Here is a 13,080-nt window from a genome sequence, read left to right as displayed (position 1 = left end):
GACGTTCCGCAGTTCCAGCCCGGGCCGGCATTCGTGGGAGACTGTTAATTCAGCATGTAATCCATCAGGAAAAACCGATGAACCGCGCCTTGTCCGGTTCCGGCCCGCGGCCTCAGCCCGCGGCCGCCGCTTTGCTCCTGTGAACAGTAAAGGAACCGCCACAGTGTCACCTATGGCCCGCTTCTCACCGGTGCCTGCCGCGACGGATCCGGCGATCATCAGAAATTTCTGCATCATCGCCCACATCGACCACGGCAAGTCCACCCTGGCCGACCGCATGCTCCAGTCCACCGGCGTGGTGGAGCACCGGAACATGAAGGCCCAGTACCTGGACCGGATGGATATCGAGCGCGAACGCGGCATCACCATCAAGTCCCAGGCCGTGCGCATGCCGTGGGAGGTCGACGGCGAGTCCTACGCCCTGAACATGATCGACACTCCGGGCCACGTGGACTTCACTTATGAGGTCTCCCGCTCCCTGGCCGCCTGCGAGGGCGCAGTGCTGCTGGTGGACGCCGCCCAGGGCATCGAGGCGCAGACGCTGGCGAACCTGTACCTGGCGATGGAAAACGACCTGACGATCATTCCGGTGCTGAACAAGATCGACCTGCCGGCAGCCCAGCCCGAGAAGTACGCCGAGGAACTGGCGAAGCTGATCGGCGGCGATCCCGCCGACGTACTGCGGGTCTCCGGCAAGACCGGTGTTGGCGTCGAAGCCCTGCTGGACCAGATTGTCCGCGAGATCCCGGCACCGCAGGGTGACCCCAACGCTCCCGCCCGTGCCATGATCTTCGACTCCGTCTATGACACCTACCGTGGAGTCGTTACCTATGTCCGCGTGATCGACGGCTCGCTGTCCCCGCGCGAGCGGATCCAGATGATGTCCACCCGGGCCAGCCATGAACTCCTCGAAATCGGTGTCAGCTCTCCGGAACCGACCCCGTCCAAGGGCCTGGGCGTCGGCGAGGTGGGCTACCTGATCACCGGCGTGAAGGACGTGCGCCTGTCCAAGGTCGGTGACACGGTCACCAACCTGGCCAAGCCGGCGTCGGAATCGCTGCCCGGCTACGCCGACCCGAAGCCCATGGTGTTCTCCGGGCTGTATCCCATCGACGGCGCCGACTATCCGGTGCTGCGCGACGCGCTGGAAAAGCTGATGCTCAATGATGCCGCGCTGGTGTACGAACCCGAGACGTCCGCGGCGCTGGGCTTCGGCTTCCGCGTGGGCTTCCTGGGCCTGCTGCACCTGGAAATCACCCGCGAACGGCTCGAGCGTGAGTACAACCTGGACCTGATCTCCACCGCACCCAACGTGGAGTACGAGGTGACGCTGGAGGACAAGAAGGTGGTCACGGTGACCAACCCCAGCGAGTACCCCGAAGGCAAGATCAAAGAGGTCCGCGAGCCGATGGTCTCGGCCACGATCCTGGCGCCGAACGAATTTGTCGGTGCCATCATGGAGCTGTGCCAGGCCCGCCGCGGCGTCCTGGGCGGCATGGACTATCTCTCCGAGGATCGGGTGGAAATCCGGTACCGCCTGCCGCTGGCCGAGATCGTTTTCGACTTCTTCGACATCCTCAAATCCAAGACCCGCGGCTACGCCTCGCTGGACTGGAAGGCCGACGGCGAACAGGTCGCCGACCTGGTCAAGGTGGACATCCTGCTCCAGGGCGAACAGGTGGACGCCTTCAGCTCCATCACGCACAAGGACAAGGCGTACTCCTACGGCGTCATGATGACCGGCAAGCTCCGCGAACTGATTCCGCGCCAGCAGTTCGAGGTGCCCATCCAGGCGGCCATCGGCTCCCGGATCATCGCCCGCGAATCCATCCGCGCCATCCGCAAGGACGTGCTGGCCAAGTGCTACGGCGGCGACATCAGCCGTAAGCGCAAGCTGCTCGAAAAGCAGAAGGAAGGCAAGAAGCGCATGAAGATGGTGGGCCGCGTCGAGGTTCCCCAGGAAGCCTTCGTTGCTGCCCTTTCCTCCGACGAATCCAAGGACAAAGCCAAGAAGTGACACCCAGTGCACTGCCCCTCGGGGACCCGGCACCCGTAGACGGACTGCTGCCCGCCCAGGCAGCGGAAGGAGCAGTGGACCGGAAGTTCGGACTCTACGTCCACATTCCGTTCTGCTCCGTCCGCTGCGGCTACTGCGATTTCAATACCTACACCGCCACTGAACTGGGCGGCGGGGCGTCGCAGGCCGCCTACGGCGGCACAGCGCAGCAGGAAGTGGCGCTGGCCGCCCGCGTCCTGAAGGCCTCAGGGCTGCCGGACCGTCCGCTCAGCACCGTCTTCTTCGGCGGCGGCACGCCTACGCTGCTGCCCGCCGAGGACCTGGCCGGGATCCTGAAATCCGCCATCGGCGCATGGGGGCTGGTTCCCGGCGCCGAGGTCACCACCGAGGCCAACCCCGACTCGGTCACCCCGGAGTCCCTGCAGCTGCTGGCCGACGCCGGATTCACCCGCGTCTCCTTCGGCATGCAGTCGGCCGTACCTCATGTGCTGGCGGTCCTGGACCGCACGCACACGCCGTCACGGGTTCCGCTGGCCGTGCAGTGGGCGCGCGACGCCGGACTCAAGGTGAGCGTTGACCTGATCTACGGCACGCCGGGGGAGTCGCTGGCGGACTGGGAATTCTCGGTCAAAGAGGCTCTGAGCTACGAGCCGGACCACATTTCGGCCTATGCGCTGATCATTGAGGACGGCACCAAGCTGGCCGCCCGGATGCGCCGCGGCGAAGTCCCGCCGATCGACGACGACGACCATGCGGACAAATATCTGCTCGCCGACGAACTGATGACCGCCGCAGGGCTGTCCTGGTACGAAGTGAGCAACTGGTCGCGCACACCCGCTGACCAGTGCCGGCACAACCTGGCCTACTGGCGCAGCGACGACTGGTGGGGCGTCGGCCCCGGCGCGCATTCCCACGCCGGCGGCGTGCGCTGGTGGAATGCCAAGCACCCGACCGCCTACGCCCAGCGGCTGGGCGCCGGGGAATCTCCGGCTGTGGGCCGCGAGACGCTCGACGCCGAAACCCGGTACGTGGAAGATGTCATGCTGCGCACGCGGTTGGCCGAGGGGCTGGAGCTTTCCCGGCTGAAGGACTCCGGGCGCCTTGCCGTCGCGGGCCTGATGGCCGACGGCCTGGTGGATCCGAAGGCGGCACTGACCGGACGCGTGCTGCTGACTACCAAGGGCCGCCTGCTGGCTGACGCCGTCGTCCGCCGCCTGCTGCCGGACTAGCGGTGACTAGCCCGCACAGCAACACAAAAAGGCCCCTGACCGGCAGCAATGCCGGCCCGGGGCCTTTGTCTTTGGTTCCTACTGTCAGCGGATGCGGCGCAGGTTCAGCCGGTAACGGTAGGGCCGCCCGCGGTTGACCGCAATGCCTGCCACCACGGAGGACACGGCGATGGCCACCCAGAGCAGCGCATTGATGATGGCAAAGATCCAGCCGATTCCCGGGATGAAGGACAGCAGCCAGGCCAGCAGCGCAAGGATGGTGGGGGGAAGCGTGAAGTTCAGTGCTTCCTTGGATTCCTGGGCGGTGAACGGGCCGCGGTCCCGGAAGACCAGATAAATGACCAGGGACGGAACGAAGCCCAGGATGCCGCCGAAATGCGCCATCGTGGCCCATTGCCGGTCTTCTGATGCCGTCAGGGGCAGCGCGTTGGCCGGAGCACCCTGATAGAGGGGACGCTCGCCGGAACTCCGGTCGTCGGGGTGGGGCTGGTGGTTCTGACGTGTGTTCGACACTGCTGTTTCCTTTTGACTCTTGACGCTGATGGAGCGGCACGCCTTGTGGAGCTAAACGCTGCTGAGTATCTCATCTAGAGTACTGGCAAGCGGGCCGGGATCGGGCATACACGCCGCGGGGCGGCAGCTACGGAACCGTGAGGAAATCGATGACTTCCTCCACCCGGCCCAGCAGTGACGGCTCCAGATCGGCATACGATGTGACCGAACCCAGCAGCTTTTTCCAGCCGATCGCCACGTCCGTGTGGTTCCTGTGCGGCCAGCCCAGACCTTTGAGGATGCCGGTCTTCCAATCCTCGTTCCGCGGCACCACCGGCCAGGCAGCCAGGCCGATCGCCGTCGGCTTGATGGCCTGCCAGACATCCACATACGGATGGCCCACTATGAGCACATTCCCGCGGGCCCCCGGGGAGGTCATGGCCTCGGCGGCGATCCGCGATTCCTTGGAACCGGGCACCAGATGGTCCACCAGGATGCCCAGCCGGCGGCCGGGTCCGGGTCCGAACTCCTTGACCGCCGCGTACAGGTCATCCACGCCATGCAGGGGCTCGACGACGATGCCCTCCACCCGCAGGTCATCGCCCCAGACCTTCTCCACCAGTTCGGCGTCGTGCTTTCCCTCCACCCAGATGCGGCTGGCCTTGGCGGTGCGGGCCCGGACGTTCTCCACCCGGACCGAGCCGGACGCCGTCCGCCGGGACGCGGGGGCAGCGGCCTTCACAGCCGGAACCACCTCCACCGGCTCGCCGTCCAGCAGGAAGCCGAAGCCCAGCTCAAAGGACTTGGTCTTGCCGCGCCGGTCCTCCAGCACCATCAGGTGCAGCCCGCCGGACTTCTCCACCCGGACCACCGCACCGACCCAGCCGGTCTGCACGTCTTCAAGCACGAGTCCGGCTTCGGCACCCACTTTGGGCAGCACCCGGCGGGCCGGAGCGCTGATGTCCTGGGGCCCCCACGAAAAGTTCGACACGGGTGTTTCCTCGCTGTTGTTGGGCCGCGCGCAGTTGGACAGGGCGCACGTCTGCGCGTGCACGGCACGGACTTTCAATGCTAACAACGTCCCTGATCCGTATTAGACTTAGCACTTGGGCATGGTGAGTGCTAACGACACGCGGCCCGAAACGCAACGGACAACGCCGGACATCAGCGAGGGAGGACAACCATGAGTGAACCACGCAGACTCGAGGTGCTCCGCGCGATTGTCGAGGATTACGTGCATTCGCGTGAGCCCGTCGGATCCAAGGCCCTGGTGGAACGCCACCGTCTGGGTGTTTCCAGCGCCACGATCCGCAACGACATGGCTGCCCTGGAGGAAGAGGGCCTGATTGTCGCCCCGCATACCTCCGCCGGGCGCATCCCCACCGATAAGGGCTACCGCCTGTTCGTGGACCGGATCTCCGACGTCAAGCCGCTGTCCGCGGCCGAACGCAAAGCCATCCAGACCCTGCTCGAGGGCGCCGAAGACCTCGACGACGTCATGGAACGCACCGTGCGGCTGCTGTCCCAGCTGACCAACCAGGTGGCAGTGGTGCAGTACCCGCATCTGGGCAACGCACAGGTGCGCCACATCGAGTTTGTCCTGCTGGCTCCGGCACAGGTGCTGGTGGTGCTGATCTCCACCACGGGCCGGGTGGAGCAGCGTGTTGTACCGGTTCCGGATCCCGTGACCGAACCCGACCTGATGGCCCTGCGCCAGCATTTCCTGGCGTCGCTGAGCGGCACCCCGCTGACCCGGATCACCGGCCACCTGGCTGAATGCCTGGCCACCGTGCCGGTGCATAAGCGCCGCACCGCAACGGTCCTGGCCCGTTCGCTGGAACAGCTGGCCGGCATCAACCGCGAAGACCGTATGGTGATGGCCGGGACAGCCAATCTGGCCCGGTCCACCGTGGACTTCCCGCTTACCATCGGCCCCATCCTCGAGGCACTCGAGGAACAAGTGGTCATGCTCCGGTTGTTGTCCGAGATGGAACAGGATGCCCGCGGCGTCTCGGTGCGGATCGGACGGGAAAACCCGCACGGCTCGCTCTCCGAAGCCTCCGTCGTGGCCACCGGCTACGGACCCGACGCTTCGGCGAAGGTGGGGGTCCTGGGCCCCACACGCATGGACTACCCCAACACGATGTCAACAGTGCGGGCCGTGGCCCGTTATCTGTCCCGGATACTGAACAACTAGAAAAGCGTTAGACAATACAGCTACAGCAGTTCTCCGGCTGTTCCGCTGCCCGAGGGCCGCGGAAACCGGGAAAGGCCTTCGCGCAGAAGGCGCCGCGCCAACATGCGGGAACTGCCAATTACAGGAAGCGATGTGCACGAGTGAGCGATCACTACCAGGTTCTGGGTGTCGGACGCGACGCCACGGGCGAAGAAATCAAGAAGGCCTACCGCAAGCTGGCCCGCAAGCTGCACCCCGACGTCAACCCCGCCCCCGGGGCACAGGATGAGTTCAAGGCCGTAACCCACGCCTACGAAGTGCTCGCCGACCCGCAGAAGCGCCGGATCTACGACACCACGGGCAACGAAAACGGCAATGACAACGGTTTCGGCGGCGGCGCGGGCTTCAGCGGCCAGGGCTTCGGCTTCCAGGACATTTTCGACACCTTCTTCGGCGGCGCCGCGGGAGGCGGAGGACGCGGACCGGCCTCACGCACCCGCCGCGGCCAGGACGCCCTGATCAACGTCCGGATCGACCTGAAGGATGCCGTCTTCGGCACCAACAAGAAGATCGAGGTCGACACCGCCGTCACCTGCCCCACCTGTGACGGCAGCTGCTGCCAGCCCGGCACCTCCCCGCGGACCTGCGACATCTGCCATGGAACCGGGCAGGTGCAGCGCGCGGTCCGGTCGATCCTGGGCCAGGTCATGACCACCGCGCCGTGCGGGTCCTGCCAGGGCTACGGCACGGTCATTCCCGACCCCTGCCACGAATGCGCCGGCGAAGGCCGCGTCCGCAGCCGCCGCAGCCTGAACATCAAGATCCCCGCAGGCGTTGCCACCGGCACCCGCATCCAGCTGGGCGGCCAGGGCGAAGCAGGCACCGCCGGCGGACCGCAGGGCGACCTGTACGTGGAAATCCGGGTCAACGCCGATCCCACCTTCGTACGTGAAGGCGATGACCTGCACGCCACCCTGACGGTGCCCATGACGGCAGCGGCCCTGGGCTCGGTCATCAACTTTGAAACCTTCGACGGCGACCGCGAAATCACGGTCAAGGCCGGCACCCAGTCCGGCGAAATCAGCACCCTGAAGGGCCTGGGCGTCACCCACCTGCGCGGTTACGGCCGCGGTGACCTGCTGGTCCACCTTCATGTGGAGACCCCGCAGAAGCTGGATTCCGAGCAGGAGGAACTGCTGCGCAAGCTCGCGCAGCTGCGCGGCGAAGAATACGCCGAGGGCCGTCTGGCCAACAGTGGAACGGGTGTGTTCGCCCGGCTGCGGGACCGCCTGGGCAATCACTGACCAATGACCAATCCGATCTTCTTCGGTGAGCCCGGCGCCGTCCGCGCCGCCGGCCCCGGGTCAGTTTTTGTGCTCGAAGGACCCGAGGCCCACCACGCCGTGGCGGTGAAGCGGCTGGCGCCGGGCGAACCGGTGGACATTGTCGACGGCGCCGGACGCCGGCTCACCGGCACGGTCTCCGCCGTCGCTCCGGCACGGCTGGAAGTCGACGTCGCCGTCGTCAGCGAGGAGGACGGACCCGCCGACACGCTGATCCTGGTCCAGGCCCTCGCCAAGGGCGGCCGCGACGAGCAGGCGGTCGAGGCGGCAACGGAGCTGGGAGTACATACGGTCATTCCCTGGCAGTCCGAACGCAGCATTGTCCGCTGGCGCGCCGACAAAGCGGCCAAGGGACAGGCAAAGTGGCAGGGGATCGTTACCGCGGCGGCCAAGCAGTCCCGCCGTTCAGTGATTCCGCAGGTCGAAGGGGTCGTTGACTCCAAGGACCTTGCACGCCGGCTGGCAACGGTGGACCTGGTGCTGGTGCTGCATGAGGAGGCCGACGGCGCCTTGGTGCCGGCGGTCCATGACGCCCGGCGGCGGGCAGGGGACCGGCCGCTGAGCATTGCCGTGGTGGTGGGGCCCGAAGGCGGCATCAGCGGCGGCGAAGTGGAGCTGCTGCGCTCCGGCGGCGCGGTGGCGGTACGGCTGGGACAGCACGTGATGCGTTCCTCCACGGCCGGCCCGGCAGCACTGGCTGTCCTGAATTCCGCGCTGGGCCGCTGGTAGCACGCCGGGCGGCTGGCAGGTGAGAACCAGCGGCCGGCGGAACTACTTAAGGTCGGAGTGGATGCTCACGCGCTTGGAATCCTCATTGGCCCGCTCGGTGCCGTGGAAGACACTCACGCTGTAGTCCCCGGGAGAGAGCTCCACGGTAAAGCTGTAGAGGGAGGTTCCGCCTGTGGGCGCCTCAAGGTCGGCGAAGCCGCTTTCGACGGCAGCTGCCGCAGGCCGGCCGTCCACGATCGGTTCCACCCGCCAGGAGAGCTGGCCGCCTTCGGACCGGGCTGCCCCGCTGACCGTGAGGGAGGTCGGATTCCCGGATCCCTCCTGCGGGTCAATGATCCAGATCGGCGCCACGAGCGTTGCGTCACGCTGCAGTTCCCCTTCCAGCACCTCGTGCCCGAAGGCCCGGTAGCCGGCCTTGCCATCCACCAGCAGCACCACGGAGGGTGTATGCCCTACGGTGGTCAGGCCTGCATTGGCGGCAGCGGCAGTGGCGGTGTACACCAGCTGCTGGATGGCGCGGTGGGCCATACCTGCATCGAGGGAGGTCTTGAACGCGTCGGCGGAAAGATCCACCGTGATGACGTTTTTGGCCGAGATGGAAGCGGTGACGGATTCGGCTTTGTGCCACGGATTGAAATAGTCCGGATCGGAGGGTGCGCCGGCGGTCATCGCCTGAACGGCCTCACTGATCGGATCCCCGTCCTTCTCCGCTGGCTGGAATTCGCGGTACAGCAGAACATCGGAACCGTTCAGCCCCAGCCAATACACGGGGATCAGGCCCGGCGCGGTCTCTCCGCCGGGAAGCGTCGCCACGGTCATGGGCGAGGAGGCGGCCCGTGCGGCGTCGCCAAAGGACGTCGGCATGGAGGTGGTGGGGTTCGCTGCCACTACGCCGCAGCCGCTAAGGAGCAGTGAAGAGGCCGCGAGCAGGCCAAGGGTCCGCCGGCCCGGGGGGCGGTTCCGCCATGTGGTCATACCGTCCTCCTCTCCCAGCGTCAGTTTCCGGGAGCTTTCCCGGGTTGGTCTCTTTCCAGCTTGGCACACGCAAAACAGCCGATTGCCGGTCTTGACCTTCTCGCTACCGGACTGAGACCCGATTGAGACAGAGGCATGCGCCGGCCGCCACCCCGTTCGGGCCGAGCGCTTTGTCCGGGAGCAGACGCGCAGGTGCGGCATCAAGTAATATTGGAATGTCTGTCTTAACTTCGGCGGGCTTACCTCCACACTCTCTCTGCGAAGGGGCGATGAAAGGCCTGGGAAGGCCGAACATATGACTGAATCCTCAGGAATTGGCACCATTGGACTGGATCGGCGGACCATCGTTTTCGATTCAACGGAACACATGGTCCAGTCACTGGGTGCCAATGACGAGGCACTCAAGATCATTGAGGCCGCCTATCCGGAAGCCAACCTCCATGTACGGGGCAACGAGCTGTCGATCTCCGGCCCGGCTCCTGTGGTGGAACTTACCCACAGGCTGGTGAATGAAGTCCGGGTTCTTGCCCGCAGCCAGACCCGGGTCACCCCGCAGCTGGTGGAGCAGCTGATCACCATGCTCCGGGACCAGAGCGCCCCGCGCCCGGCAGAGGTCCTCACGCAGAACATCCTCTCCACCCGCGGCCGGACCATCCGTCCCAAGACGCTGAACCAGCGCAACTATGTCGATGCGATCGATGAAAACACCATTGTCTTCGGCATCGGCCCGGCGGGTACCGGCAAGACCTACCTCGCGATGGCCAAGGCGGTTCAGGCGCTGCAGCAGAAGGAAGTCAGCCGGATCATCCTGACCCGTCCGGCCGTTGAGGCCGGAGAGCGCCTGGGGTTCTTGCCCGGCACGCTCAGCGACAAGATCGACCCCTACCTCCGTCCGCTCTACGATGCCCTGCACGACATGATGGACCCGGATTCGATTCCGCGGCTCATGGCCGCCGGAACCATCGAAGTGGCGCCGCTGGCGTACATGCGCGGGCGGACGCTCAACGACGCCTTCATCATCCTCGATGAGGCGCAGAACACCACGCCCGAACAGATGAAGATGTTCCTGACCCGCCTGGGCTTCGGCTCCAAGATGGTGGTCACCGGAGACGTCACCCAGGTGGACCTGCCCGGCGGCACGGCATCCGGCCTGCGGATCGTGCACGACATCCTCGGGGACATTGATGACGTGGCGTTCAAGGAACTCAGTGCAGCCGACGTCGTCCGGCACTCCCTGGTCAGCAGCATCGTGACCGCCTACAGCGAATGGGACGAAACACGGCGCGGCGATTCCGCGACCACCGGCCGCCGCCGGACAGCCGGACAGGAAAGCGCCAAATGAGCATTGAAGTAAACAACGAATCCACGGTTGCAGCAGACGAAGAGGAACTTGCCCGGCTGGGCCGGTACCTGCTGGACAACCTGTACGTGCACCCCGAAGCCGAGCTGTCCATCATCCTGGTGGACGAGGAGGCCATGGAAAAGCTGCACATCGAATGGATGGACATCCCCGGCGCCACCGATGTGCTCTCCTTCCCGATGGACGAACTGCGCCCGGGTGTTCCCGGCCGCCCGACGCCGGCCGGAGTGCTCGGAGACATCGTCCTGTGTCCCCAGGTTGCCGCCGAACAGGCGCAGACGGCCGGTCACAGCATGCAGGAGGAACTGCTGCTGCTGACCACCCACGGCGTCCTCCATCTGCTGGGCTACGACCACGCGGAGCCCGAGGAGGAAAAGGAAATGTTCGGCCTGCAGCGTGACCTGCTGTCTTCCTACCTGGGCCGGGATGCCCCGAAGGAGACGCGCAGTTGAGCGTTGGCCTGCTGATTCTGATGGCTGTGGCCTTCATGGTCCTGGCCGGATTGCTGACCGCCGCCGAATCCGCCTACGGATACCTGCCGCGGCATGAAGCCGAAGCGCTGCTGCAGGGCAAGGCCGGAAAACCGCTGCGCCGGATCCTGCAGCACCCCGTGGCCCACATGCACGCCCTGCGCTTCTGGCGGGTCTGGTTTGAAATGGCCACCGCTGTTGCCGTGGCCATCCTGTTCCAGATGCTGGTGGACAACCTTTGGCTGGCCGGGCTGCTGGCCACCGTGGTGATGGCGGGCGTCGGGTTTGTTCTCGTGGGCGTCTCGCCCCGCCAGATCGGACGCAAGCATGTGACGGCCGTCGTCGTCCTCACCGCCGGCCTGGTGCGCTTCCTGCGGGTGGTGCTGGGGCCTGTTCCGGGCTGGCTTGTCAGGCTGGGCAGCGCCGTCGCCCCCGGGTCCCAGGGGCCGGACGCCGCGTTCTTCACGGAAGAAGAGTTCCGTGAACTGCTGGACCGCGCCTCCGACGCCGACATGATCGAAAACACCGAGGCGGAACTGATCCACTCCGTGTTTGAACTCGGCGATACCAAGGTCCGCTCCGTGATGGTCCCGCGTACCGACATGGTGTGCATCGACGCCGGTTCCAACCTGCGCCAGGCCATGTCCCTGTTCCTGCGCTCGGGCTACTCCCGGGTACCGGTGATCGAGGACAGCGCCGACCAGATCGTGGGCATCCTCTATCTCAAGGATGTTGCCGCGCAGATGCACTCCAACCCGGCCGAAGCCACGGTACGGCGCGTGGAGGAGTTCGCCCGCGGCGTGCGCTACGTACCCGAATCCAAGGCCGTCAGCGAACTGCTCCAGGAGCTCCAGCGCGAATCCACCCACGTGGCGGTGGTGATTGACGAATACGGCGGCACCGCCGGACTGGTCACGCTTGAGGACCTGATCGAGGAAATCGTCGGGGAGATCGTGGATGAATACGACTCCGAGCGCCCCGAAATCGAAAACCTCGGCGACAACCGGTACCGGATCAGCTCCCGTGCCGGTATCGACGATCTCGGCGAGCTGTTCGACGTCGACCTGGAGGACGACGAAGTCGACACCGTCGGCGGACTGCTGGCCAAGGCCCTGGGCCGCGTTCCGATTGTCGGCAGCGAGGTGGTGGTCGGCGGGATTGTCCTGCACGCCGAACGCCTCGAAGGCCGCCGGAACAGGGTCTCCCACATCATCGCCTGGAAGCAGCCACGTGCCGCCGGTCCAGGCACACATCACGACGACGGCAGGGAACCCTCCCGCGTCCACTCAACAGAATTGGTACCCCGCAATGACTGATCCACAATTCCGCGCCGGCTTTGTTTCGCTGGTGGGCCGGCCCAACGCCGGAAAATCCACGCTGACCAACGCGCTGGTCGGCCAGAAGGTTGCCATCACCTCCAGCAAACCCCAAACCACGCGCCACACCATCCGCGGGATCGTGCACCGGGAGGATTCCCAGCTGATCCTGGTCGACACCCCCGGCCTGCACCGCCCCCGCACCCTGCTGGGCAAGCGCCTGAACGACCTGGTGGCCGACACACTCTCCGAAGTGGACGCCATCGGTTTCTGCCTGCCCGCCAACGAAGCCGTAGGTCCGGGCGACCGCTACATCGCCAAGCAGCTTGCCGCCCTGAAGAAGAAGCCGGTAGTGGCGCTGGTGACCAAGACCGACCTGGTGGACCGGGCGGCCCTGGCCAAGCAGCTGATGGCCGTGACCGCCCTGGGCAACGAGGTCCTGGGCGAAGCCGGCTGGGCAGACATCGTTCCGGTCTCCGCCGCCGACGGTTTCCAGGTGGACACCGTGGCTGAGGTCCTCTCCGGCTACATGCCCTCCTCGCCGCCGCTGTACCCGGACGGTGAACTGACCGACGAACCCGAGGCCGTCATGGTCGCGGAACTGATCCGTGAAGCGGCCCTCGAAGGCGTACGGGATGAGCTTCCCCACTCCCTGGCAGTGGTCGTTGATGAGATTGTTCCCCGCGAAGGGCGTTCCCCGGACAACCAGCTCCTGGACATCCGCGTGAACCTCTACGTGGAACGGTCCTCCCAGAAGGCCATCATCATCGGCAAGGGCGGGGCACGGCTCCGTGAGGTCGGTACCAATGCCCGCCTGGCCATCGAAGCGCTGCTGGGAACAAGGGTCTACCTTGACCTGCACGTGAAGATCGCCAAGGACTGGCAGCGTGACCCGAAGCAGCTGGTGAAGCTGGGCTTCTAGGCCCGCTGCGCGGGCTGCCGGTGAATTCCGGTCAGGCCCGCCGAGTACACT

Annotated in this window: 12 protein-coding genes; 9 read left to right on the top strand and 3 right to left on the bottom strand. The window is 65.9% G+C overall.

The window, feature by feature from the left end; genetic code table 11:
* Positions 1 to 163: 163 nt before the first annotated feature.
* Together lepA and hemW are read left to right on the top strand one after the other, a co-directional pair.
* Positions 164 to 2,017: a translation elongation factor 4 gene (gene lepA / locus KKR91_RS09970; RefSeq protein ID WP_210229166.1), complete on the top strand. Its 1,854-nt coding sequence runs from the start codon at positions 164 to 166 to the stop codon at positions 2,015 to 2,017.
* The gene (gene hemW / locus KKR91_RS09965) at positions 2,014 to 3,246 is read left to right on the top strand and encodes a radical SAM family heme chaperone HemW (RefSeq protein WP_210229165.1); all 1,233 of its coding nucleotides are present in this window, start codon (positions 2,014 to 2,016) and stop codon (positions 3,244 to 3,246) included. Before lepA ends, hemW begins: the two co-directional genes overlap by 4 nt.
* Positions 3,247 to 3,330: 84 nt before the next feature.
* Here the strand turns inward: hemW and KKR91_RS09960 are convergent, their stop codons facing one another.
* Positions 3,331 to 3,759, bottom strand: coding sequence for a DUF4870 domain-containing protein (locus tag KKR91_RS09960; protein ID WP_210229163.1), 429 nt, complete (start codon positions 3,757 to 3,759; stop codon positions 3,331 to 3,333).
* Positions 3,760 to 3,886: 127 nt separating this feature from the next.
* Positions 3,887 to 4,729 (bottom strand): DUF3097 domain-containing protein, encoded by an 843-nt coding sequence (locus KKR91_RS09955; protein ID WP_210229161.1) that lies wholly within the window; start codon positions 4,727 to 4,729, stop codon positions 3,887 to 3,889.
* 192 nt (positions 4,730 to 4,921) lie between these two features.
* Between KKR91_RS09955 and hrcA the strand changes: the two genes are divergently transcribed.
* From hrcA to KKR91_RS09940, 3 genes are all read left to right on the top strand, one after another.
* Positions 4,922 to 5,935, top strand: coding sequence for a heat-inducible transcriptional repressor HrcA (hrcA, locus tag KKR91_RS09950; RefSeq protein ID WP_210229159.1), 1,014 nt, complete (start codon positions 4,922 to 4,924; stop codon positions 5,933 to 5,935).
* Between the two features lie 140 nt (positions 5,936 to 6,075).
* Positions 6,076 to 7,218 carry a molecular chaperone DnaJ gene (gene dnaJ / locus KKR91_RS09945; protein WP_210229157.1) on the top strand — a complete coding sequence of 381 codons (1,143 nt, stop codon included), beginning with the start codon at positions 6,076 to 6,078 and terminating at the stop codon, positions 7,216 to 7,218.
* A 3-nt stretch (positions 7,219 to 7,221) separates the two neighbouring features.
* Positions 7,222 to 7,986 carry a 16S rRNA (uracil(1498)-N(3))-methyltransferase gene (locus tag KKR91_RS09940; protein ID WP_210229154.1) on the top strand — a complete coding sequence of 255 codons (765 nt, stop codon included), beginning with the start codon at positions 7,222 to 7,224 and terminating at the stop codon, positions 7,984 to 7,986.
* A 42-nt stretch (positions 7,987 to 8,028) separates the two neighbouring features.
* Here KKR91_RS09940 and KKR91_RS09935 read toward each other — a convergent pair whose 3' ends face one another.
* Positions 8,029 to 8,961: a GerMN domain-containing protein gene (locus KKR91_RS09935; protein WP_210229152.1), complete on the bottom strand. Its 933-nt coding sequence runs from the start codon at positions 8,959 to 8,961 to the stop codon at positions 8,029 to 8,031.
* Positions 8,962 to 9,256: 295 nt separating this feature from the next.
* Here KKR91_RS09935 and KKR91_RS09930 point away from each other — a divergent pair, with 295 nt between their 5' ends.
* The 4 genes from KKR91_RS09930 to era are packed head-to-tail and all read left to right on the top strand — an operon-like array spanning position 9,257 to position 13,029.
* Positions 9,257 to 10,303, top strand: coding sequence for a PhoH family protein (locus KKR91_RS09930; RefSeq protein ID WP_210229150.1), 1,047 nt, complete (start codon positions 9,257 to 9,259; stop codon positions 10,301 to 10,303).
* Positions 10,300 to 10,773 carry an rRNA maturation RNase YbeY gene (gene ybeY, locus KKR91_RS09925; protein WP_210229148.1) on the top strand — a complete coding sequence of 158 codons (474 nt, stop codon included), beginning with the start codon at positions 10,300 to 10,302 and terminating at the stop codon, positions 10,771 to 10,773. The genes KKR91_RS09930 and ybeY overlap by 4 nt, the downstream gene beginning before the upstream one ends.
* Positions 10,774 to 10,793: 20 nt before the next feature.
* Complete coding sequence (locus KKR91_RS09920; protein ID WP_420481434.1) at positions 10,794 to 12,107, top strand: hemolysin family protein; 1,314 nt, start codon at positions 10,794 to 10,796, stop codon at positions 12,105 to 12,107.
* The gene (era, locus tag KKR91_RS09915) at positions 12,100 to 13,029 is read left to right on the top strand and encodes a GTPase Era (protein ID WP_210229144.1); all 930 of its coding nucleotides are present in this window, start codon (positions 12,100 to 12,102) and stop codon (positions 13,027 to 13,029) included. The genes KKR91_RS09920 and era overlap by 8 nt, the downstream gene beginning before the upstream one ends.
* Positions 13,030 to 13,080: the final 51 nt, after the last annotated feature.

It is taken from the genome of Arthrobacter jiangjiafuii (assembly GCF_018622995.1).
GTDB lineage: Bacteria > Actinomycetota > Actinomycetes > Actinomycetales > Micrococcaceae > Arthrobacter_B > Arthrobacter_B jiangjiafuii.
The sequence above is the reverse complement of the archived record's forward strand: the minus strand, read 5'-3'. Positions and strand labels throughout refer to the sequence as shown.